This is a genomic window from Pseudonocardia sp. P1 (assembly GCF_000178675.2).
Classification (GTDB): domain Bacteria; phylum Actinomycetota; class Actinomycetes; order Mycobacteriales; family Pseudonocardiaceae; genus Pseudonocardia.
This window is the reverse complement of record NZ_ADUJ02000001.1, coordinates 5,982,160-6,004,732: the sequence shown is the minus strand read 5'-3', so window position 1 is coordinate 6,004,732 and position 22,573 is coordinate 5,982,160. Positions and strand designations below refer to the sequence as shown.

General features: G+C 75.6%; 15 protein-coding genes. 12 read left to right on the top strand and 3 right to left on the bottom strand.

Translation table 11 applies throughout. The features are described from left to right. Nucleotides 1-11: 11 nt before the first annotated feature. Both PP1_RS27950 and PP1_RS27945 read right to left on the bottom strand, forming a co-directional pair. Entirely contained in the window at nt 12-770 is a 759-nt protein-coding gene (locus PP1_RS27950) for an IclR family transcriptional regulator (RefSeq protein ID WP_075301707.1), read from the bottom strand. Beyond that, nucleotides 767-2,182 carry an APC family permease gene (locus PP1_RS27945; protein WP_010225030.1) on the bottom strand — a complete coding sequence of 472 codons (1,416 nt, stop codon included), beginning with the start codon at nt 2,180-2,182 and terminating at the stop codon, nt 767-769. The genes PP1_RS27950 and PP1_RS27945 overlap by 4 nt, the downstream gene beginning before the upstream one ends. Before the next feature lie 233 nt (nt 2,183-2,415). Here PP1_RS27945 and PP1_RS27940 point away from each other — a divergent pair, with 233 nt between their 5' ends. The 10 genes from PP1_RS27940 to recD all read left to right on the top strand — a co-directional run bounded on the left by PP1_RS27940 (nt 2,416) and on the right by recD (nt 20,232). Beyond that, nucleotides 2,416-3,900 carry an APC family permease gene (locus tag PP1_RS27940; RefSeq protein WP_010225032.1) on the top strand — a complete coding sequence of 495 codons (1,485 nt, stop codon included), beginning with the start codon at nt 2,416-2,418 and terminating at the stop codon, nt 3,898-3,900. Continuing rightward, entirely contained in the window at nt 3,897-5,798 is a 1,902-nt protein-coding gene (locus PP1_RS27935; RefSeq protein ID WP_010225034.1) for a primary-amine oxidase, read from the top strand. The genes PP1_RS27940 and PP1_RS27935 overlap by 4 nt, the downstream gene beginning before the upstream one ends. A gap of 872 nt (nt 5,799-6,670) precedes the next feature. Beyond that, nucleotides 6,671-7,606 carry a hypothetical protein gene (locus PP1_RS27930; RefSeq protein WP_010225036.1) on the top strand — a complete coding sequence of 312 codons (936 nt, stop codon included), beginning with the start codon at nt 6,671-6,673 and terminating at the stop codon, nt 7,604-7,606. A 410-nt stretch (nt 7,607-8,016) separates the two neighbouring features. Further along, nucleotides 8,017-8,502, top strand: coding sequence for a peroxiredoxin (locus tag PP1_RS27925; RefSeq protein ID WP_010225037.1), 486 nt, complete (start codon nt 8,017-8,019; stop codon nt 8,500-8,502). Between the two features lie 53 nt (nt 8,503-8,555). Further along, nucleotides 8,556-9,155 carry a TetR/AcrR family transcriptional regulator gene (locus PP1_RS27920; protein ID WP_010225038.1) on the top strand — a complete coding sequence of 200 codons (600 nt, stop codon included), beginning with the start codon at nt 8,556-8,558 and terminating at the stop codon, nt 9,153-9,155. Between the two features lie 68 nt (nt 9,156-9,223). Continuing rightward, complete coding sequence (locus tag PP1_RS27915; protein WP_010225040.1) at nt 9,224-9,883, top strand: biliverdin-producing heme oxygenase; 660 nt, start codon at nt 9,224-9,226, stop codon at nt 9,881-9,883. 26 nt (nt 9,884-9,909) lie between these two features. Continuing rightward, on the top strand, nt 9,910-11,328 hold the full coding sequence (locus PP1_RS27910) for an SDR family NAD(P)-dependent oxidoreductase (RefSeq protein WP_010225043.1): 1,419 nt from the start codon (nt 9,910-9,912) through the stop codon (nt 11,326-11,328). Nucleotides 11,329-11,375: 47 nt separating this feature from the next. Beyond that, on the top strand, nt 11,376-14,741 hold the full coding sequence (gene recC / locus PP1_RS27905) for an exodeoxyribonuclease V subunit gamma (RefSeq protein ID WP_075315139.1): 3,366 nt from the start codon (nt 11,376-11,378) through the stop codon (nt 14,739-14,741). Then, a complete protein-coding gene (locus PP1_RS27900; protein ID WP_075314436.1) occupies nt 14,738-18,220 on the top strand; it encodes a UvrD-helicase domain-containing protein in 3,483 nt (1,160 codons plus the stop codon). The genes recC and PP1_RS27900 overlap by 4 nt, the downstream gene beginning before the upstream one ends. After that, nucleotides 18,217-20,232 (top strand): exodeoxyribonuclease V subunit alpha, encoded by a 2,016-nt coding sequence (recD, locus tag PP1_RS27895; RefSeq protein WP_075314438.1) that lies wholly within the window; start codon nt 18,217-18,219, stop codon nt 20,230-20,232. The genes PP1_RS27900 and recD overlap by 4 nt, the downstream gene beginning before the upstream one ends. Before the next feature lie 12 nt (nt 20,233-20,244). On the opposite strand, the gene PP1_RS27890 is transcribed toward recD, so the two are convergent. Further along, on the bottom strand, nt 20,245-21,168 hold the full coding sequence (locus tag PP1_RS27890; RefSeq protein ID WP_010231870.1) for a DedA family protein: 924 nt from the start codon (nt 21,166-21,168) through the stop codon (nt 20,245-20,247). Nucleotides 21,169-21,392: 224 nt separating this feature from the next. Here PP1_RS27890 and PP1_RS27885 point away from each other — a divergent pair, with 224 nt between their 5' ends. Together PP1_RS27885 and PP1_RS27880 are read left to right on the top strand one after the other, a co-directional pair. Then, nucleotides 21,393-21,980, top strand: a complete 588-nt coding sequence (locus PP1_RS27885) for a GNAT family N-acetyltransferase (RefSeq protein ID WP_202796389.1) — start codon at nt 21,393-21,395, stop codon at nt 21,978-21,980. Then, nucleotides 21,977-22,450 (top strand): NUDIX domain-containing protein, encoded by a 474-nt coding sequence (locus tag PP1_RS27880; protein ID WP_010231864.1) that lies wholly within the window; start codon nt 21,977-21,979, stop codon nt 22,448-22,450. The genes PP1_RS27885 and PP1_RS27880 overlap by 4 nt, the downstream gene beginning before the upstream one ends. Nucleotides 22,451-22,573: the final 123 nt, after the last annotated feature.

Here is a 22,573-nt window from a genome sequence, read left to right as displayed (position 1 = left end):
CCCCGGACGGCTCAGCCGAGGAGTGGACCGAGGCTCGCCGCGTGCTCCCGCAGCAACGTGACCAGCCCGGGGTCCGGGTCGGCGACCCGGTCGGCGGGACCGGACAGGGCCAGCCCGGCGACGAGCCGGCCGTCCGCGGGTGACCGGACGGCCACGGCCAGGCACCCGCGGTCCGGACGCAGCTCCCCGGTCTGGGAGGCGAGTCCGTCGCGGCGGACGCCCGGCAGGAGCGCCGCCAGCTCGTCGGGGTCGGTGACGGTCGCCCCCGTCACCGGCCGCAGGTCCCGGACCAGGGCCCGCCAGTCCGGCTGCTCGGCCAGCAGCAGCCGCCCGAGCGCCGACGCCTGCGGCAGCCGGGCGAGCAGGTCCGGGTCGCTGGGCGGGTGGTCGGGGTCCGGGTCCGCGAGGTGCAGCCGACCCGCGTCGAACAGGGCCAGGTGCACGCCCCACCGGACCAACCCGCGCAGGTGCTCGACGACCGCCCGGGCCGCCGTCGGCGGGCGCGGCACCGGGACCGGCGACAGCCGCGCGGCGCGCCTTCCGAGCGCGAAACCGCGCAGGTCCGGCAGCCGGACCAGGTACTCCTCCCCCACCAGCAGGTTCAGCACGCGGTACGTCGTCGCCGGGGGAAGGCGCAGTGCGGCCGAGATCTCCTTGGCCGTCACCCCCGGCCCCGCGGCGACGACCTCCTCCAGCACGGCCAGCGCCGTCCGGACCGCGCGCGGCTGGCGGCCGCTGATCGGAGCGGGCCCCGTACCCGTCGCACTCACCCGGACCGGCCCCACACGTCGGAGGCGACGGTCTCGTCGTAGACGCCGAGATCGCGCAGGCCGCCGCGGCGGCGCAGCACCACGAACCAGACCGCGGCGCCGAGCAGCGCGACCGCGAGCACGACGCCACCGGCCGGCGCGGTGACGACGAAGCCGGCGAGCGCGGCGAGCAGTGCCGGTACGGCCACCACCGCCGTCAGCACCGCGGCCGGGGTGAGCTCGCCGATCCGGCGCAGGAACAGCGGGGCGGCCAGGCAGACCAGCGCGTAGGTGAGGAGGAACCCGATCGTCGCCGACGACAGCAGGGCGACCAGCACCGTGCCGAGCGGCACGCCGAGCGCCACCGGGACGGCCACCGCCGCCGTCGCGGCGGGGACGCCGAGGAGGACGGCGACGTGCGGCGTCCGGAACTGCGGGTGGGTGCGGCCGAGCACGCGCGGGACGGCGCCGTCGCGGGCGAGCGAGAAGAGCACCCGGGACAGCGCCGTCGCCGTCGCCACCCCGCAGGCCAGGAACGACAGCACCAGCGCCGCGTCGAGCACCGGCGGGATCCACGACCAGCCACGGGCCGTGGCGAGCACCTGCACCGGCTGCGCCTGCCCGGCGAGGCCGCCCGGGACCTCGGCGAACCCGGCCACCTGCACGGCCGCGGCGAACACGTAGAGCACGCCGGTCACCGCGGCCGTCACGAGCACGGCCCGCGGGACGGAGCGGAACGGCCGGTGGGCCTCGGCGCCCAGCGACGTCGCCACCTCGAACCCGATGAAGGCGGCGAGCGCCGGGAGCACCCCGGCGACGAGGCCGCCGGCTCCCGGTCCGGCGGGCTCGACCGGATCAGGGCCGGGCCCGGGCAGTGGGCCGCCGGCGAGCAGCACCGCGAACACTCCGACCAGCACGGCGACGGCGACGGCCTCCACCAGCAGCACCACCCGCGCCGCCGGCCGCACCCCGCGCACGACGAGTGCGGTGATCAGGGCCCCGGCCACCACCGCGGCCGCGACGGGGACCCACCGGTCGCCGGGCAGCAGCGGTCCGAGCAGCGACTGCAGGTAGAGCACGGCCCCGGCGACGGCGGCGCCGCAGAGCAGCAGGTACCCGGCCACCCCGGCGATCCCGCCTGCGAACGCGGCGCCGGACCCGAGCCCCTGCGCCGTCAGTGTGTAGAGCCCGCCCGGCGCGGCCATCCGGGTGGTGAACCGGCCGATGCTCGTCGCGACCAGCAACGCGAGCACGGTCGCGACGACGAACGACCACACCGTCGCCGGACCGGCCATCCCCGCGACGATCACCGGGGTCGCCGCCATCGCCGCGGACGGGGCCGAACCGGCGATGGACTGGGCGAGCACGTCGGCCGGGCCGAGCCGGCGTCGTTCCAGCCCGTGCACCGGCGAACGGTCGCGCAGCACGCCCACACCCACCTCCGTCCGCGGTCACCGGTGATCGTCGGACCGGGACACTATCGCCCGATCACGACGTCGTGACCAGCGTCGACGGGTCGAACGAGAATTTCCGGCGCGCGCTTCCCACCCGGCGGGAACGGGTCGTACCGTGATTCGCACCACTCGGGAGCGGTCGTTGTGACCGGCGGGGGCCGGGCGAGACGGTGCCCGGCATCCGTCCGCCACATCTCGTCCCGGAGGCGCCGATGAGCGCACCAGCATCCGACCCGCAGGTCCCTGCCGCGACCGGTTCGGCGCGGCCGCCCGGCCACCGGCTCCGGGGCTCGCTCGGTGCCGGGTCGATCGTGTTCATGGTGGTCGCCGCCGCGGCACCGCTCACGGTCGTCGCCGGGACCGTCCCGCTCGGCCTGTCGGCAGGGAACGGGGCCGCGTTCCCTGCCACCTTCGTGCTCTGCGCCGTCGTCCTGCTGCTGTTCGCGGTGGGGTTCTGCGCGATGAGCCGGCACGTCCCGGAGGCCGGGGCGTTCTACTCCTACGTCGCCCGCGGGCTGGGCGCGGCGCCCGGGCTCGGCTCGGCGTTCCTCGCACTCGTGACCTACACGGCGGTGCAGGCTGCGGTGTACGGCTACCTCGGCGCGACCCTCGACGCCGTCGTCCAGCACTACGGCGGACCCGCCCTGCCCTGGTACCTCTACGCGGCCGGGGCACTGGTCGTCGCCGGTGTGCTCGGATTCCGGCGCATCGAGCTGTCCGGCCGGGTGCTGGGCGTCCTGCTGGTCGCGGAGGTCGCGATCGTGCTCGTGTTCGACGCCGTCGTCGCCGTGACCGGCGGGCTCGGCACCGGCCGGTCGACGGCGCTCCTGGTGCCGTCGGAGATCCTCTCCGGCTCGCTCGGCATCGCGATCATGTTCGCGATCGCGTCCTTCATCGGGTTCGAGGCGACCGCGGTGTTCCGCGACGAGGCCCGCGACCCCGAGCGCACCGTCCCGCGTGCCACCTACCTCGCGCTGGTGCTGATCGGCGCGTTCTACACGCTCTCGGCGTGGGCCGTGGTGTCCGCCTGGGGTGACGCCGACGCCGTCGCGCGGGCCGGCGAGGACCCCGGGAACATGATCGTCTCGACGATCACCGCGGTGCTCGGCCCCGTCGGCGGGGACGTGGCCCAGGTCCTGCTGGTGACCAGCCTGTTCGCCGCGCTCCTGTCGTTCCACAACGTCCTGGCCCGCTACCTGTTCGCGCTCGGGAACGCCGGGACGATGCCCGCGGTGTTCGGCCGCAGCCACGCCCGGCACGCGTCGCCGCACGCGGCGTCGCTGGCCCAGTCCGGGACGGCGCTCCTGCTGATCGTCGTCTTCGCCGTGACCGGGATGGACCCGGTGACGCAGGTGTTCGCCTGGATGGCCGGCACCGCGACCCTCGGCGTGCTGACGCTGATGGCGCTGACCTGCCTCGCCGTCCTCGTGTTCTTCGCCCGGACCCGGGCCGACCGCCGGCTCTGGAACACCCGGCTCGCGCCGGCACTCGGCCTCGCCGGACTGCTGACCTGCCTCGCGCTGACCGTCGCGAACTTCCCGACGCTGATCGGGGGCTCGCCCGCGCTGGCGACCGCGATCGGCGCCGTCCTGGTGGTGGCGTTCGCCGGGGGTGCCGCGTGGTCCCGGCGCGTGCCGCCACCCGTCCCGGCTCACATCTCGCCCCAGCACACCGTCGACACCACGGAGGACCGATGACCGCCGTCGAGGAGCCCCGGACGCACTCCGGGCACCCGCTGACCATGACCACCGAGGCCGAGGTCGCCGCCGTCCGGGAGGTGCTCGCAGCGGCCGGGATGCTCGGCGAGCACGTCCGGTACGCGTTCTTCGCGCCCGAGGAGCCGCCGAAGGCCGACGTCCTCGCGTTCGACGACGGCGTCCCCGACCGCCGCTTCCGGGTGGTGCTGCTGGACCTGGCGTCCGGCCGGTCCTGGGACACCGTCGTCTCGGCGACCGCGGGCGAGCTCGTGTCGAGCCGGGAGCTGGAGCCCGCGTCCGACGGCCAGCCACCGATCATCGACTCCGAGTTCGAGTTCATCGAGGACGTCCTGAACGCCTCACCGGACTGGCTGGCCGCGCTCGCGGAGCGGGGCATCGAGCCGGCGTCGGTCCGGGCCGTGCCGCTGTCGGCGGGCGTCTACGACTACGCCGAGGAGACCGGGCGCCGGATGGCCCGCGCCTTCGGGTTCCGCCAGGACTCCGAGTCCGACCACCCGTGGGCGCACCCGATCGACGGGCTCGTCGCCTACATCGACCTGACGAACCGCTCGGTCGACCGGGTGATCGACACCGGTGTCGTGCCGGTGCCGGAGACCAGCGGGAACTTCGACGACCCGGCCGTGCAGGGCCCGCCGCTGGAGGGCCTGAAGCCGATCGAGATCACCCAGCCCGAGGGCCGGTCGTTCACCGTCGACGACGGCCGCGTCCGCTGGGGGAAGTGGGACCTGCGGATCGGGTTCAACGAGCGCGAGGGCCTGACCCTGCACCAGATCTCGTTCGACGACCGCCAGGTCTGCTACCGGGCGTCGGTCGCGGAGATGGTGGTGCCGTACGCCGACCCGGCGCCGGTCCGGTTCTGGCAGAACTACTTCGACTGCGGCGAGTACATGTTCGCCCGTTACGCCGACTCGCTGCAGCTGGGCTGCGACTGCCTCGGCGACATCCACTACGTCGATGCCACCATCGCCGACGACCTCGGCAACCCGAAGACGATCGGCAACGCGATCTGCATGCACGAGGAGGACCACGGCGTCCTCTGGAAGCACACCGACATCTTCACCGGGTCCCGCGAGGTGCGCCGCCAGCGCCGGCTGGTGATCTCGTTCTTCACCCCGATCGGGAACTACGACTACGGCTTCTACTGGTACCTCTACCTCGACGGCACCATCGAGCTGGAGGCCAAGGCCACCGGCATCGTGTTCACCTCGGGAACCCCCGGGGAGCACGCCACCGAGATCGCACCCGGCCTCGGCGCACCGTTCCACCAGCACCTGTTCTCCGCACGCCTGGACATGACGGTCGACGGCCTCGCCAACGCCGTCGAGGAGGTCGAGGCGGTCCGGGTGCCGATGGGTGACGGGAACCGCTACGGCAACGCGTTCGCCCGCTCCGCGACCCGGCTCGGCTCCGAGTCCGGCGCGCAGCGGGACGCCTCGCCCGGCACCGCACGGGTGTGGCACGTCGTCAACACCGAGAAGACGAACGCGCTCGGGCAGCCGGTCGGGTACGTCCTGCACCCGCACGGCCAGCCGACGCTGCTGGCCGACCCGGCGTCGTCGATCGCGGCCCGGGCGGCGTTCGCGACGAAGGCGCTGTGGGTGACGCGCTACGACCCGGCCGAGCGGTACCCGGCCGGTGACTTCGTCAACCAGAACCCGGGCGGGGCCGGGCTGCCCGCCTGGACCGCTGCGGACCGGGACGTCGACGGGCAGGACGTCGTGCTCTGGCACACCTTCGGCCTGACCCACTTCCCGCGCACCGAGGACTGGCCGGTCATGCCCGTGGACTACACCGGCTTCACCCTGAAGCCCGCCGGCTTCTTCGACCGCAACCCGGCCCTGGACGTCCCGCCGTCGGAAGGAAAGCACTGCCACTGACCAGCCGCCGCACCACCGCACCACGCGCCGCACCGCCGCACCGCGCGCGGCACCCCGCGGCACGCTCCCGCACAGGGAGTGCTGCTCCCGCACGGGACCAGTCCTGTGCGGGAGCAGACCGGCCTGTGCGGGGGCACGCAGGCCTGTGCCGGAGCACGCCAGCCTGTGCCGGAGCACGCCGGCCAGTGGAGGGCACGCCGGCTGTGCGGGGGCGCGCCCGTCCGATGCGGGAGACCGGCATCCGGAGCGCCAGTGATCGGGATCAGCGGCTTCCGGAACCTTCCCGGCTCCCGGTCCGAGGGCGATGCGCCGCAGTCACCGGACCGCGCTCGTCCTCCCCCACCCAGCCGCACAGGTTCCGAGACAGCCGCACACATCCCGGCGGAACCGCGCAGGTCTCGTTCGAGCCGCACAAGCCCGATCTCGTGCGGGAACCCCACAACCTGTGCGGCGCTGAGCCGAGCGGATCGCGCCGAGCAGATCGCCTCCGTTCCGCACGGGTACATCGCTCCGTGCCGGAGCAGGAACCGCTGCAGTCCCGCAGGTTGTGGAGCGCCCGCACAGGTTGTAATGCTCTCGCAGAGGACTGGGATCGTGCGACAGCCGTACAGCATGTGCGGCACCGAATCGGGTAACCGAGCCGCGGCACGGCCGGATCCGCGCGGGTGTGTCCGTCACTGGGCGCGGCCCCCGCGGGCGCGGCGCTCGCACAGGTGGTGGGGCCGCCGCGCAGGACCGAGATCGTGCGGCAGCCGGAGATCCCGTGCGGCGACGGGCGAAGCAGGTCCTGCCGGTGAGCGGACGCGATGCGATCGCGAACGGGATCGGGGGGTTCGGCCCGGTCCGCGAGCCGGCCGTGTTGCCTGCGCGGCATGGACGGTTCCCTGCCCGCACACGGTGTACGGCTCCGGAGCGATCTGCGCGCCGCTGGTTTCGACGAGGACGAGATCGGCCGGGCACTCGCGCGCGGCGAGCTCGTCGCGATCCGGCGCGGCGCGTACCTCGAGGCCGCCGATCCCGCGCTGACGCAGCTCCGCGCCCGGCACCGCGCGGCGGTCCGTGCCGCGCTCCGCCAGCTGGCACCGGGAGCCGTCGCCAGCCACGTGTCGGCGGCGGTCGTGCGCGGCCTGGACACCTGGGGGCTTCCGCTCGACCGCGTGCACGTCACCCGTGACCGCTCGCACGGTGGCCGCCGGACCCGGGACCTCCACGTCCACCCGTCCCCGCTGGCACCCGAGGACCGGACGACGGTCGGCGGTATCGCCGTGACCACCCCGGCGCGGACGGTCGTCGACATCGCACGGACGGCCGGGTTGGAGCGCGGACTCGTCGTCGCCGACCGTGCACTCGCCCGCCGGTCCCAGGGCAGGCCACCGCTGATGACACCCGACGAGCTGACCGCCGCGGTCACCGCGGCGGCCGGACGGTCCGGCATCGGCACGGTCCGCCGGGTGGCGGCGGCCGCGGACGGGCGTTCGGGGAGCGTCGGCGAGACCCGAAGCCGGATCGCCCTGGCCCGGGCCGGGTTCCCCGCGCCGGTGCTGCAGTGGGAGGTGCACTGCGGCGGACACCGACACGTCACCGACTTCGCGTGGCCGGAGCAGCGGGTCGTCGCCGAGTTCGACGGCCGGGTCAAGTACGGCCGCGAGCTGCGTCCCGACCAGGACCCGGCCGAGGTGCTCTGGGAGGAGAAGCTACGCGAGGACAGGTTGCGGGCGGAGGGACTCGCGGTCGTCCGCTGGACCTGGGCCGATCTGGCCGACTTCGCCGAGGCGGCAGCCCGCCTCCGCCGATCCCTGGCCAGGTGACCCCGGGTCGGGCGCCGCGCCGGACCACACCCGGTCCGGCAACCGCACAGATGCTCCGCAGACCGCACAGGCTGTGCTGCCCCCGCACGAGGCAGAACCTGTGCGGTTCCGCCACGACCTGTGCGGTTCCGCGGTGGGCCGTGCGGGCCCGGCGCGGGGGCGCGGCGCGAGCTGTGCGGGGCCGGCGCGAGCTGTGCGGGCCGACGCGAGCTGTGCGGCGCGAGCTGTGCGGGTCCTACACGAGCTGTGCGGGGCCGCACGAGCTGTGCGGGTCCGCCGCGGGTGGCGCTTCTGTCGGTCGGGCGCGAGAGCGGCAACGGGCGGGCGGGGTGGCATGTGGGTCCGGCGCCGGCGCGCGCCGGGGCTAGGGTTGCGCACGACCGTCCGTGCACTCCCCGTGGAGGACCCCCGTGGCACTCGCTGCCGGTGACCAGATCCCCGACGTCACCCTCATGACCCCGACCGCCGACGGCCCGACGAAGGTCCAGAGCGCGACCGCGCTGGGCTCGGGCACGGTCGTCCTGTTCGGCGTGCCCGGGGCGTTCACCCCGGCGTGCTCCGACACCCACCTGCCCGGCTACGTGCTGCGTGCCGACGAGCTGAAGGCCAAGGGCGTCGACACCGTCGCCTGCACCTCCGCCAACGACGCGTTCGTGCTCGCCGCCTGGGCCGAGGCCCGCAACGTGGGCGACGCCGTCCTCATGCTGGCCGACGGCAACGCCGACTTCGCGAAGGCCGCCGGTCTCGACATGGACGGCTCCGCCTTCGGTCTCGGCACCCGCTCGAAGCGGTACGCCGCGATCGTCAAGGACGGCGTCGTCCAGTGGATCGGCGTCGAGGACGTCCCCTCCAGCGTCGAGGTGTCCGGCGTCGAGTCGGTGCTCGCGCAGCTCTGACCCGCCGCTGAGGCACCCCTCGCGACCCGGCGCGCGGGCCTACACTGGCCCGCGTGCCGAAGGTCCTGGGCTCGCTCGCGACGCATCGCGAGCAGGTGCGCGAGCGGGTGTTCGCCGCGCTGCGCGAGCAGCTCTACGAGCGCGGCTTCGAGCAGGTGACGCTGTCCGGCGTCGCCGCTGCCGCCGGCGTCGGCCGGTCGGCGATGTACAACCACTTCCCGGACCGCCAGGCGCTGCTGGTCGCGTTCGTCGAGCACGAGGCCGCCCGCTACGTCGAGGACCTCGACGCGGCACTGGCCGGGGTGTCGTCCCCCGCGGGGCGCCTGGCCGTGTTCGCCCGGATGCAGCTGCGCCGGCTCGCCGAGTTCCACCTCCCGCCTGGTCAGGCGCTCGCCGGGGCGCTGGACCCGCAGGCGTACCGGCGGATCGCCGCGCACGCCGACCCGATCGGCGACCGGCTGACCGCGATCCTCCGGGACGGTGCGGCCGACGGCTCGATGGTCGACGACGACCCGGCGGTGCTCGCCGCGCTCGTCGCCGCGGCACTGTCCAGCCGGAAGATCGTCGACGTCGCACCCCCGCAACTGGAGGCCACCGTGGACACCGCGGTCGCCGCCGTCCTGCGGATGGTCTCGACGACGACCCACGACTGAGGCTAGCCTTACCGCGTCGCACGGCCTACCATCGGATCTGACACGGTGTCAGATCCACGGGAGGGCCGATGGGCGCCACGACCCCGATCTCGGGGACGTTGTCCGCCGAACTCCGGCAGGCCACGTACGAGGTCCACGAGCAGGCACACCGCTCCACTTACATGGCCGCACTGCTGGACGGCGGTCTGCCGCTGGACGCCTACACCCTGCTCGCCGAGCAGTACGGCGCGATCTACACCGCCCTCGAGGCGGCCTCCGACGTGATGGCCGACCACCCGGTCGCCGGGCCGTTCGTCATCGACGAGCTGCGCAGGTTGCCCGCCCTGCACGACGATCTCGACGCGCTCGGCAGCGGCGTCCCGCGGATCCTGCCCTCCACCGCGCGTTACGTGGAGCGACTGCGCACCGCGGCGACGGATCCCGAGCGGTTCGTGGCCCACCACTACATCCGCTACCTGGGCGACCTGTCCGGCGGCCAGGTGATCGGCAGGCTGCTGCAGCGCACCTACGGGCTGTCCGGCGACGGCGTCCGGTTCTACGACTTCTCCTCGCTCGGCGCTCCGCCCCGGTTCCGCGCGCGCTACCGCGAGCTGCTCGACGCCGCCCCGTGGGACGCCGTCGCGCGGTCCCGGGTGGCCGCCGAGGCCGTCCTCGGGTTCGAGCTGAACATCGACGTGCTGTCCGAGATGGCCGAGGAGGTCGGACTGGAGCAGCCGCTCGCCTCGTGACCGTCGGTGATTCCTAGACTGGTGCGGTGACCAGCGGCATCGACCCGGACGAGCTCGCGACCGCGCTGAGGGTTCTCGCGCAGGTCGACGAGCTGGAGCCCGAGCACCCCGACGCGGTCGCCGTCCGGCGGGCCACGGCCGGGATCTGGAAGTCGGTGCGCCTGCGCCGGCGGGCGGCGAAGCGGCGTTCGGAGCGCGACGCCGACGACGCCGTCACCGCGCGGACCGCGACCGGCGCGGCGGGCCGGATCGACGACGAGACGGCCGGCATCCCGCTCGTCTCCTCCGCACCCGGCGCGACCGCCGGCGTGCTGAACCGCGCCCGCGGGTGCTACGTCTGCAAGGCGCGCTACACCCTCGTCGACGCCTTCTACCACCAGCTCTGCCCGGACTGCGCGGCCACACACCACGCGCACCGCGACGCCCGCACCGACCTCACCGGCCGTCGTGCGCTGCTCACCGGTGGCCGGGCCAAGATCGGCATGTACATCGCGCTGCGGCTGCTGCGCGACGGCGCGCACCTCACGATCACCACCCGCTTCCCGCGCGACGCCGCCCGCCGGTTCGCCGCCCTCGACGACAGCGCCGACTGGCTGCACCGCCTCCGCGTGATCGGGGTGGACCTGCGCGACCCGACCCAGGTCGTCGCGCTCGCCGACGAGGTCGCCGCGGCCGGGCCGCTCGACATCCTGGTCAACAACGCGGCGCAGACCGTCCGGCGGTCGCGGGGGTCGTACTCGGCGCTCGAGGCGGCCGAGGCCGAGCCGCTGCCGCCCGGGGAGCTGCCCGAGATCGTGTCGTTCGCGCACGCGACCACCCGGGAGCACCCGGCGCTGCTCGCCGGTGCCGTGCCGGGCGCCGATCTCGCCGCGCTCGCGACCACGGCCCGCTCGGCGTCGCCGGAACGGATCGCCGACGGCACCGCGGTCGACGCGGGCGGCCTGCTGCCCGACACCGCGGCCGTCAACAGCTGGGTCGACAACGTCGAGCACGTCGATCCGCTGGAGCTGCTCGAGGTGCAGCTGTGCAACCAGACGGCGCCGTTCGTGCTGGTCTCCCGCCTGCGGCCGGCGATGGCGGCGTCGCCGTTCCGCAACCGGTACGTGGTGAACGTGTCCGCGATGGAGGGTGTGTTCGGGCGCGGCTACAAGGCGCCGGGGCACCCGCACACCAACATGGCGAAGGCCGCGCTGAACATGCTGACCCGGACCAGCGCCGGGGAGATGTTCACGACCGACCGGATCCTCATGACCTCGGTGGACACCGGCTGGATCACCGACGAACGCCCGCACCCGACGAAGCTGCGGCTGGCCGACGACGGCTTCCACGCCCCGCTGGACCTCTCCGACGGCGCCGCCCGGGTCTACCACCCGATCGTCGCCGGTGAGGCCGGCGAGGACCTGCACGGGGTGTTCCTGAAGGACTACGCCGTGTCGTCCTGGTAGCGGGGCCTCCCCCGGTCCTGTCGGGGGTCGCCGATACCGTGCCGTCCGTGCTGGAACTCCACCGGGCCGAGCGTGCGGACACCCTCGTCGACGCGCTCGCCGCCGTGCTCGCGGAGGGTTCCGGCGACCCGTTCGCCGCCGAGTTCGTCGCCGTCCCGGAGCGCGGTGTGGAGCGCTGGCTGGCCCAGAAGCTCTCGCACCGGCTCGGGGCCGGGTCCGGCTCCGGCGGTGTCTGCGCCAACGTGCGGTTCCCGTCGCCCGCGCAGCTGCTCGGCGAGATCGTCACGCACGTCGCCGGGGTCGACGCGGAGACCGACCCGTGGGCGCCCGGCCGGGCGGTCTGGCCGCTGCTGGAGATCGTCGACGAGGCCGCCCGCTCCGGCGACGACCGTTTCACCGGCCTCGCCGCCCACCTCGACCGCGGCGGTCACGGCCGCCGCTACGCGCTCGCCCGCTCGCTCGCCGGGCTGTTCGGCTCCTACGCGACCCACCGGCCCGGGCTGCTGCGCGGCTGGCGCGCGGGCGACGACGGGGTGCCCGCCGACCTCGGCTGGCAGCCGGAGCTGTGGCGGCGTCTGCGGGCCCGGCTCGACGTACCCGGCCCCGCCGAGCGGCTCGACGCCGCCGTCGCCGCGCTGCGGTCCGGCGCCTCCCCCGGTGACGATGTGCCGCAGCGGCTCTCGCTGTTCGGGCCGACCCGGCTCGCCGCCGAGCACCTCGCCGTCCTGGGGGCGCTCGCGGAGCACCGCGACGTGCACCTCTGGCTGCCGCACCCCTCCCCCGTCATGTGGGACGCGGTGCGCGCGGCCCGCCCGGAGGCCCCGCCGGCCCGCACCGACGACGGCAGCGCCCGGCTGGTCGCGAACCCGCTGCTGCGCTCCCTCGGCCGCGACGTCCGTGAGCTGGCGCTGCGGCTGCCCGCCGCGGGCGCCGGGGTCACCGACACGCACCACCCGGCACCCGCGCCCACGGGGCCGCCGACACTCCTGCGCCGGTTGCAGGACGGGCTCCGTGACGACGCCACGCCCCCGGCTCCCGACGCGCGACCGCTGCTCGACCCGGCCGACCGCAGCGTCGTGCTGCACTCGTGCCACGGCCCGGACCGGCAGGTCGAGGTCCTGCGCGAGGCGCTGCTCGGGCTCCTCGCTGGCGACGACACCCTCGAGCCGCGCGACATCGTGGTGATGTGCCCGGACATCGAGGTGTTCGCACCGCTGATCACCGCGTCGTTCGGGCTGGCGCCCGACGGCACCGGCACCGACGGCCCGGGCCCGTCCCGCGACGAGCTGCACCCCGGTCACCTGCTCCGGGTCCGGCTCGCGGACCGGGCGCTGCGCCAGGCGAACCCACTGCTCGGCACGGTGTCGACGCTGCTGGAGCTCGCCGGGTCCCGGCTCACCGCGTCCCAGGTGCTCGACCTCGTCTCCACCGGCCCGGTGCGGCGCCGCTTCCGGCTCGACGACGACGCGCTGGAGCGCCTGTCCGAGCTGGTCACCGCCGCCGGGATCCGGTGGGGCCTCGACGCCGCGCACCGCACCCCCTACCGGCTCGACGGCGTCGAGCAGAACACCTGGCGGTCCGGGCTGGACCGGCTGCTCGTGGGCGTCGCGATGGCCGAGACACCGGGGGCGCCGGCGTGGCTGGGCACCGCGCTGCCGCTCGACGAGATCGACTCGTCCGACGTGGACCTCGTGGGCAGGCTCGCCGAGATCGTCGACCGGCTGGGCACCGTCGTCGACGGGCTGCGCGGGCCGCAGCCGCTGTCGGCGTGGGTCGCCGCGCTGGAGGAGGGCCTCGCCGCCCTGACCGACACCCCGCCGTCGGAGGCGTGGCAGGCCACGCAGGCCCGCGCCGAGCTCGCCGACGTGCTGCACACGGCCGGGCCCCAGTCGGGCACCGTCGATCTCGACCTGCCCGACGTCCGCGGCCTGCTCGCCGAACGGCTGCGCGGGCGGCCGAGCCGGGCGAACTTCCGCACCGGCACGCTGACGGTGGCCACGCTGGTGCCGATGCGGGCGGTCCCGCACCGGGTCGTCTGCCTGCTGGGCTGCGACGACGGCGTGTTCCCCCGGGCCGGCGCCCCGGACGGCGACGACGTGCTCGCCCGCGATCCCGTCGTCGGCGAGCGGGACCCGCGCGGCGAGGACCGGCAGCTGCTGCTCGACGCGATCGGCTCGGCGACCGACCACCTGGTCGTCGTCAGCTCCGGTGCGGACGAGCGGACCGGTGCGGAGCGGCCGCCGTCGGTGCCGATCGGGGAGCTGTGCGACGCGATCGACGCCACCGTCACCACCGGCACCGGGCAGCACGCGTCGGAGGCGCTGCGTGCCCGGCACCCGCTGCAGCCCCACGACCGGCGCAACTTCACCGCCGGGTCGCTCCTCGCGTCCGGGCCGTTCAGCTTCGACCGTGCCGCGCTCCGCGGCGCGGAGGCCGCGGACGGACCGCGGCAAGCGGTGCCGCTGTTCCCGCCCGATCCGCTGCCCGAGCCCGACGCCGAGGAGTCCGTCGACCTCGACGACATCGTCGCCTTCGTCGAGCACCCGGTCCGGGCGTACCTGCGCCAGCGGGTCCGCGTGCTGCCGCCCGGGGAGAACGCCGAGCCCGACGACGCGCTGCCGGTCGAGCTCGACGGGCTCGCCACCTGGAAGATCGGCGACCGGCTGCTCGCCGACCGGCTCGCCGGAGCCCCGCCGCAGGCCGTCGCCCGGGCGGAGACGCTGCGCGGCGACCTGCCCCCGGGCGGCATCGGGCACCGCGTGCTGACCGACGTCGGCGGCCGGGTGGAGCCGCTGGTCTCCCTCGCCGCCGCCGTCCGGACCGGCGAGGCGGCCTCGCAGGACCTGGTGGCACCGCTGGGCGGAACCCCGCTGGACGGGATCACCGTCACCGGCACCGTGCCCGGTCTGCACGGCGACGTCGTGGTGCGGGTCGAGTACTCGCGGCTGAAGGCCAAGCACCGGCTGCGGGCGTGGGTGCAGCTGCTCGCCCTGACCGCCGCGCACCCGGACCGACCGTGGACGGCGGTGACGATCGGCCGCGGCACCGGCGGCGCCGCCCGCTCCACCCTCGGACCGGTGCCCCCGGATCGAGCCCGGTCCGTGCTCGCCGACCTGGTCGCGCTGCGGCGTGAGGGGCTGCGCGAGCCGCTGCCGCTGCCGACCGACGCCGCGGCCGTCTACGCCCGCAACCGTTCCCGCGGCGTGGTCCCGCCGAACGCGCTCGCCGCGGCCGACTCCGAGTGGTCCCGGTTCGAGCGCGACGACGCCGCGCACGTGTTCGTCCGCGGCTCCGGTGCACCACTGCTCACCCGCGAGGAGCCCGGGAGCGGCGCCGAGCCGACCCGCTTCGGTTCGCTCGCCGCCCGGTTGTGGGCGCCGCTGCTCGACCACGAGAGGCAGGACGCACCGTGAGCACGACCGCGGTCCTCTCCGCACCGACCTTCGCCGTGGACGGTCCGCTGCCGTCCGGCACCGTCGTGCTGGAGGCGAGTGCCGGGACCGGCAAGACCTACACGATCGCCGCGCTGGCCACCCGCTACGTCGCCGAGGGTGTCGCCGGGCTGGACCGGCTGATGCTGGTGACCTTCGGCCGGGACGCGACCCAGGAGCTGCGCGAACGGGTCCGGGAGCGGCTCGTCGGCACCGAGCGGGCGCTCGCCGCGGTGCTCGCCGGCGCCGAGCCGCCGTCCCGGGAGTCCGACCCGGTGGTCGCGCACCTCGCCGACGCCGGGCCGGAGGAGATCGGGCTCCGGCGGGCCCGGCTGGCGGAGGCGTCGGCGTCGTTCGACGCCGCGACGATCGCCACCACCCACCAGTTCTGCCGGCAGATGCTGGCCGGGCTCGGGGTCGCCGGTGACAACGACCCGGACGCGGAGTTCGTCGAGCACGTCGACGACGTCGTGACCGAGGTCGTCGACGACTTCTACGTGCGCAAGTACGCGAACCCGCAGGCCGGGAAGCCGGCCTTCACCCGGGCCGAGGCACTGGCGCTGGCCCGCCGCGCGGTCGCCGACCCGCAGGCCGAGCTCGAGCCGCGCGACGCCGACCCCCGCTCGGTGGCCGCGACCCGGCACGGGTTCGCCACGGCCGTCCGCCGGGAGGTCGACGCCCGCAAGCGCCGGCTGCGCATCTACAGCTACGACGACATGCTCTCCCGTCTGGCCGAGGCGTTGCGCGACCCGCTGCGCGGGCCGGCCGCGCGCGAGCGGCTGCGGTCCCGCTTCTCGGTGGTGCTGGTCGACGAGTTCCAGGACACCGACCCGCTGCAGTGGGAGATCCTCTCGCTCGCCTTCCACGGCGCCCCGGCCACGACGCTCGTGCTGATCGGCGACCCGAAACAGGCGATCTACGCCTTCCGCGGCGCCGACGTGCACAGCTACCTGCGCGCCGCCGACGCCGCGACCGACCGGCGGACGCTGGCGACGAACCGGCGCAGCGACGCCGCCCTGCTCACCGCGCTGGAGAGGGTCTTCGACGGGGCGGCGCTCGGCGACTCCGAGATCGTGGTGCACCCCGTCGACGCCCACCACACCGCGCGGCGGCTCACCGCCCGGCGCGACGCCCCGCTCCGGCTGCGCGCCGTCGACCGGGACCGGCTCGACCTCACCGGCCGCAAGCTCGGCCGCGCACCCGCGGCCCGGCGGGTCGTGGCCCGCGACGTCGCCGTCGACCTGTCCGAGCTGCTCGACGGCTCCGCCACCTGGGACGGTGAGCCCCTGCGCCCGGGCCAGGTCGCGGTGCTCGTGCGCACCAACGCACAGGGCCTGCTGGTGCGCGACGCCTGCGCCGAGGCCGGGGTGCCCGCGGTGCTGACCGGCAGCACCAGCGTGTTCACCACACCGGTCGCCCAGGACTGGCTGACCCTGCTGGAGGCGGTCGAGCAGCCGCAGCGGTCGATGCGGCTGCGCACAGCGGCGCTGACCCGCTTCGTCGGGCACACGGTCGCCGATCTCTGCGGACCCGAGGCCGACCGGCTCGTCGACCGCCTCGGCGCCGACCTGCGCGCGTGGCACCAGGTGCTCGCCGAGCGGGGGGTCGCCGCGCTGCAGGAGGCGGTGTTCGCCCGCTACGCCCCGGCGCAGCGGCTGCTGTCGCGCCCCGACGGCGAACGCGACCTCACCGACCTCCGGCACGTCGGTCAGGTGCTGCACTCGGTCGCGCTGGAGCGTCACCTCGGCCCGACCGCGCTCACCGAGTGGTTGCGGCACCGCATCGGTGAGGCCGCACGCGACACCTCCGCCGAGCGCAGCCGTCGGCTCGAGTCCGACGCCGACGCCGTCCAGATCGTCACGGTGCACCGGTCGAAGGGGCTCGAGTTCCCCGTCGTGTACCTGCCGTTCGCCTGGGACCGCTGGGTCAACGACACCCCGGACCCGCTGCTCTACCACGACGTCCCGGGCGGCGCCGATGGCGACGCGCGCCGGCTGCTCGACGTCGGCGGGACCTCCGGGCCCGACCGCGCGCACCGCACCGCGCTGCACCTGGCCGAGGAGGCCGGGGAGGACCTGCGGCTGCTCTACGTCGCGCTGACCCGGGCCTGCAGCCAGGTCGTCGCGTGGTGGGTGCCGTCGACGACGACCGCGTCGTCGTCGCTGCACCGGATGCTGGCCGGGAACCGCGGCCCGGGCACCGGGCCCGAGACGGCCGCCGCCGTCCCCGGTGACGCGAACGCGGTGCAGTACCTGCGGGAACGGCTCGCCGGCAGCGACGCGGTCGTCGAGACCCTGCACGACCGGGACCCGGTGCGGCTCCCGGCCGAAGCGGACGGGGTGCGGCTCGCCGCGGCCGGGTTCGGCCGCACCCTGGACACCGCCTGGCGGCGGACCTCGTACACCGCGCTCACCGCGGCCGCCCACGCCGCGCACCACCCGCTCGACGACACCGCCGAGGCCGACGCGGGGCCGGCCGCCACGCCGGGGGTGCTCACCGAGCCCGAGGACGAGGGCCTGAGCGACGAGCCCGCCGCGGACGGCGGCACCGGTCCCGCCGGGGCCGCGACCGGCGGTGCCACCTCGACGGTGGATCCCGCGAGCGTCCCCTCCCCCATGGCGGACCTGCCGATGGGCGCCGGGTTCGGCACCCTGGTGCACGCCGTCCTCGAGCACCTCGACACGACCGTCGCCGCCGGCGGCGACGACGCGTTGCGGGCCGAGCTCGTCGCGCACGTCACCGCCGAGCTGCGGCGCCAGCCCGCCGACGTCGATCCCGAGGAGCTCGCCGACGCCCTGGTCCCCGTGCTGCGGACCCCGCTCGGGCCGCTGGCGGGCGGCCGGGCGCTGGCCGACGTCGCACCGGCCGATCGGCTGTCCGAGCTGGACTTCGAGCTGCCGCTGTGCGGTGGCGACGTGCCGTCGGGCCGGCTCACCCTCGCCGGGCTGGCCGCCGTCGTCGGGCGGCACCTCGGCCCCGGCGACCTGCTGCACGGCTACGCCGACCGGCTCGGCTCCCCCGAGCTGGCCGGGCAGAACCTGCGCGGCTACCTCACCGGCAGCATCGACTCCGTGCTGCGGGTCGACGGGCGTTTCCTCGTCGTCGACTACAAGACCAACTGGCTCGGCCCGCCGTCGGTCTCCGGGCCCCGGGAGCCGCTCACCGCCGCGCACTACACCGAGCCCCGGCTCGCCGCCGCGATGGCCGACGCCCACTACCCGCTGCAGGCGCTGCTCTACGCCGTCGCACTGCACCGCTACCTGCGCTGGCGGCTCCCGGGGTACGACCCGGAGGAGCACCTGGGCGGGGTCGGTTACCTGTTCCTGCGCGGGATGTGCGGCCCGGCCACACCGGTCACCGGTACCGGCCCGCTCGCGGCGCCGTGCGGGGTGTTCGCGTGGCGCCCACCCTCCGCGCTGGTGACCGAGCTGTCCGAGCTGCTCGACGGAGGCGCCCGATGACCGTCCCCACGAGCCCCGCCACCACGACGACCGCCGCCGCACCGGAGCGCGACCCGTTCGGCCCGCGGGCCGCGCGCACCGCGTCGGGGGTCCTCGCCGAGTTCAACGTCGCGGACGTCCTCGCGCCCGGCGACCTGCACGTGGCCCGCCGGCTGGCGCGGCTCGGCGGCCGCGGCGACCCGACCGGTGTGGCCGACGGCGCCGCCGCCGAACCCGTGCCGGTGCTGCTGGCCGCTGCGCTCGCGGTGCGGGCGATCCGCAACGGCTCGGTCTGCGTGGACCTCTCGGCGGCCGCGACGTCGACCGCGAGCGAGGGGGAGATCGCCGTCGACGTGTCCGGCCTGCCGTGGCCGGAACCGGCGGCGTGGCGCGCCGAGCTGGCGGCGAGCCCCCTGGTCGCCGACGGCGCGGACGCGCCCGCGGACCGTCCGCTGCGGCTGCTCGGCGACCTGCTGTACCTGGAGCGGTACTGGCAGGAGGAGGAGCTGGTGCGGCGCGAGTTCGCCGCGCGCTCCGGGCCGGTCACCGAGGTCGTGCCGGAGCGGCTGTGCGCCGCCCTGGACCGGTTGCTCGGCCGTCCCGGTGCCGAGCGCCAGCGGCTCGCCGCCGCCGTCGCCGCGCTGCGCCCGGTCACGGTGATCGCCGGCGGGCCCGGCACGGGCAAGACGACGACGGTCGCCCGGCTGCTCGCCGTCCTGCACGACCTGCACGGCGGGAGCACGCAGGGCCGTCCCGGCCTGCGGGTCGCGCTGGCCGCGCCCACCGGCAAGGCGGCCGCCCGGCTGACCCAGTCGGTGACCGAGGCCGCGGGTGAGCTGTCGGAGGACGATCGCAAGGCGATCACGGGCACGACGGCGTCGACCCTGCACCGGCTCCTGGGCTCGCGCGGGAGCTCCGGGCGGTTCCGCCACCACCGCGGGAACCGGCTGCCGCACGACGTCGTCGTGGTCGACGAGACCTCGATGGTGTCGCTGACGATGATGGCCCGGCTCCTGGAGGCCGTGCGGCCGGACGCCCGCCTGGTGCTGGTCGGCGACCCCGAGCAGCTCGCCTCGGTGGAGGCGGGTGCCGTGCTCGGCGACCTCGCCGCCGCAGGCGGCCGGCCCGAGCCCGCCCTGCAGGAGGCGTTGGAGCGGTGCGGTGCGTTCCGCGCCGACCGCCCGATCCCGGCGGCCACCGCGGAGCCGGACGCCGGCCCCGGGGAACCGGGCGAGCCGGTCGTCGTGCGCAACGGTGTGGTGGAGTTGCAGCGCAACTGGCGGTTCGGCGGACTGATCGCGGACTTCGCCGCCGCCGTGCAGGCCGGCGACGGCGACGCCGCGGCGGCGCTGCTGAGCCGGGACTCCGGAGAGCTGACCTTCGTCGACGCCGACCCGGCCGAGGTCCCGGCGGCCGCGCTGGACCCGCTGCGTTCCGAGGTGGTCGGCTCGGCGACCGGGCTGATCGACGCCGCCGACGGCGGGGACGTCGACCGGGCGCTGGAGGTCCTCGACGAGCACCGCGTGCTGTGCGGGCACCGGCGCGGGCCGTACGGCGTCGCCCGGTGGACCACGGAGATCGAGCGCTGGATCTCCACCGCGCGCCCCGGCTACGACGCCGAGGCCCCCTGGTACCCGGGCCGGCCCCTGCTCGTCACCACCAACGACTACGACCTGGGGTTGTTCAACGGCGACACCGGCGTCGTCGTCCGGACCCCGGAGGGCCGCCGTGCCGTGTTCCCCACCGACGGGCGGCCGCAGGAGTTCGAACCGGCCCGGCTGGGCGGCGTCGGGACCGTCTACGCGATGACGGTGCACCGCAGCCAGGGCAGCCAGTTCGACCGGATCACCGTCGTGCTGCCGCCCGCGGACTCGCCACTCATGACCCGCGAGCTGCTCTACACCGCCGTGACCCGGGCCCGTCGGCACGTGCGGATCATCGGCACGGAGGCCGCGGTGCGGGCCGCGATCGCGCGCCCGGCGGGGCGCGCCAGCGGTCTGAGGAACCGGCTGGGCGCCACGGACGGCGCGTGACGCCCGCCGGGATCACTCCGCGGTGCCGGTCGTGGTCGTCGACGCGGACGCCGTCGCTGCCTCGCGCTCGGCCCGGGCCTTCCGGTCCCGGCGGACCGAGCCGACCGTCACGACGGCGACCAGGCCGAGGGTGACGTAGAGGGCGTACTCGTCGATCATGAGCACGACGTCGACCGCGTGCTGCCCGAGCCCGAACCCGAGTCCGGCGACCAGACCGGTCATCAGGGCCGCGCCGAGGGCGTCGAACAGCAGGAACGTGACCAGCCGCATCCGGCCGAGCCCGGCGAGCGCGAAGACCGCCGGTGCGGGGACGCCGGGGATCGTCGACAGCACGACGACCAGCCCCAGCACCCACCGGGGCCAGGACCGGACCTTGCTCACGAACCGCTGTGCCGCCTCGCCCGGGGCGAACAGCTCGACCACCTTGGGACCCCAGCGGCGGCCCGCCAGCCAGAACAGCCAGTCGAACTTGATCATGCCGACGATCCCGGCGACGACCACCAGCCACAGCGACGCCTCGCCGATCCGCGCGAACGCCGCACCGGCGCCGATCGCGGACAGGCTGCCGGTGACGAAGCTCAGACCGATCGGGTGCGACGCCAGCAGGAACGGCCGCAGCGGCATCGTCAGCGCCATGAACGCGATGATCCCGAGCGTGGAGAAGACGAGGAACTTGTCGCCACGGGTCATCGGGTGGTCCCACGGCATGGCGTCCCGCCAGGCCTTCTTGGCCTCGGCGAGCTCCTCGGGGGTGTAGTCGCTGTTGCGCCACCGGAACCGCTTCTTCGGCGTCCCGGCCGGAGCCCCGGTGCCGTCCGCCGCCGTGCCCGGCCCGGAAGCCTCCGGCCCGGCGGCGTCCGGCCCGGGACCGCCCGGCGCGGGCCCCTCCGGCCGTCCGTCCGGTGTGTCCGTCCCCCGCGCGTCCGCCTCGGACATCTCTCCCCCTCCCGTGGCGGGCCTGCGCACCACCACGCTCCAGAGGCTAGGACGTCGGCGCTCGCCCGGTCGTCGTCGGCGGGGACGAGATCACCGGACCGTGCGTCTCGTCCCGGCGGAGGAGCCGGGAGGTCCCGGTGGAGGGAAGTCCCGGCGGAGGAGCCGGAACCCGTGCCGAGGAAACCCGCTCCCGGCCCGCTGCCGCCCTCGCTACCGTCCGGGTGGTGTCCGCCGCCGAGCACGACCTCCCGGACGGCCCTCCCGGGTTCCGTCCGCTCACCCCCGCCGATCTCCCGATGCTGCGCGGCTGGCTGGCCGAGCCGCACGTGCACCGCTGGTGGTTCCACGACACGTCGCCGGAGGCCGTCGAACGGGACTTCGGCCCGGCGATGCGCGGTGAGGAGCCGTCCGAGGACCTCGTCGTCGTGGTCGGCGGTGCACCGGTGGGCCTGCTGCAACGCTGCCTGTGGCACGACTACCCGGAGTACGTCGAGGAGATCGCGCCGATCCTGGAGATCCCGCCCGGCGCCGCGACGATCGACTACCTGATCGGCGAGCCCGGGCTCGTCGGCCGCGGGCTCGGGCCGCGCATCCTCGTCGCGGCCGTCGCGGGGGTGTGGGAGCGCTACCCGGAGGCGCGCGCGATCATCGTCCCCGTGGTGGCGACGAACCGGGCGTCCTGGCGGGCGCTGGAGAAGGCGGGCTTCCGGCGGGTCGCCGAGGGCGACCTCGCTCCCGACAACCCGATCGACCCGCCGCGGAGCCTGGTCCTGCGCGTCGACCGTCCCGAGGAGTCGCCGTGCCACCCGTGACCAGCGCCGGGATCCTGTTGCACCGCAGGGGCCCGGACGGCGTCGAGGTACTGCTCGGGCACATGGGCGGCCCGTTCTGGGCCCGGAAGGACGCGCACGCCTGGTCGGTCCCGAAGGGCGAGCACGGCCCGGAGGAGTCCCCGCTCGACGCCGCCCGCCGCGAGTTCACCGAGGAGATCGGCGCCCCTCCCCCGGACGGCGAGCCCGTCGACCTGGGCACGGTGCGCCAGTCCCGCAAGACCGTCGCCGCCTTCGCGCTCGACGGCAGCGGGTTCACCGGCGCCGAGGCCGTCGCCGGCCGCCCCGACGACGGCACCTGGGTCGAGATCGAGTGGCCGCCCCGGTCCGGGCGCACGGTCCGGTTCCCCGAGCTCGACCGGGCCGGGTGGTTCGACCTCGCCACGGCACGCGAGAAGATCGTCAAGGGCCAGCTGCCGTTCCTCGACCGCGTCACCGCCCTGCTGGGCTGAACGTCGGACCCGATCGTCCGCGACCCTCGCCTCCCGGCGCTCACCGTCCGTACACTCGCAGTCGCTCCGGCCATCCCCCCGGACGGAGCAGGTGCCGGATCCCCGCGCGCCCACCCCCCGGGT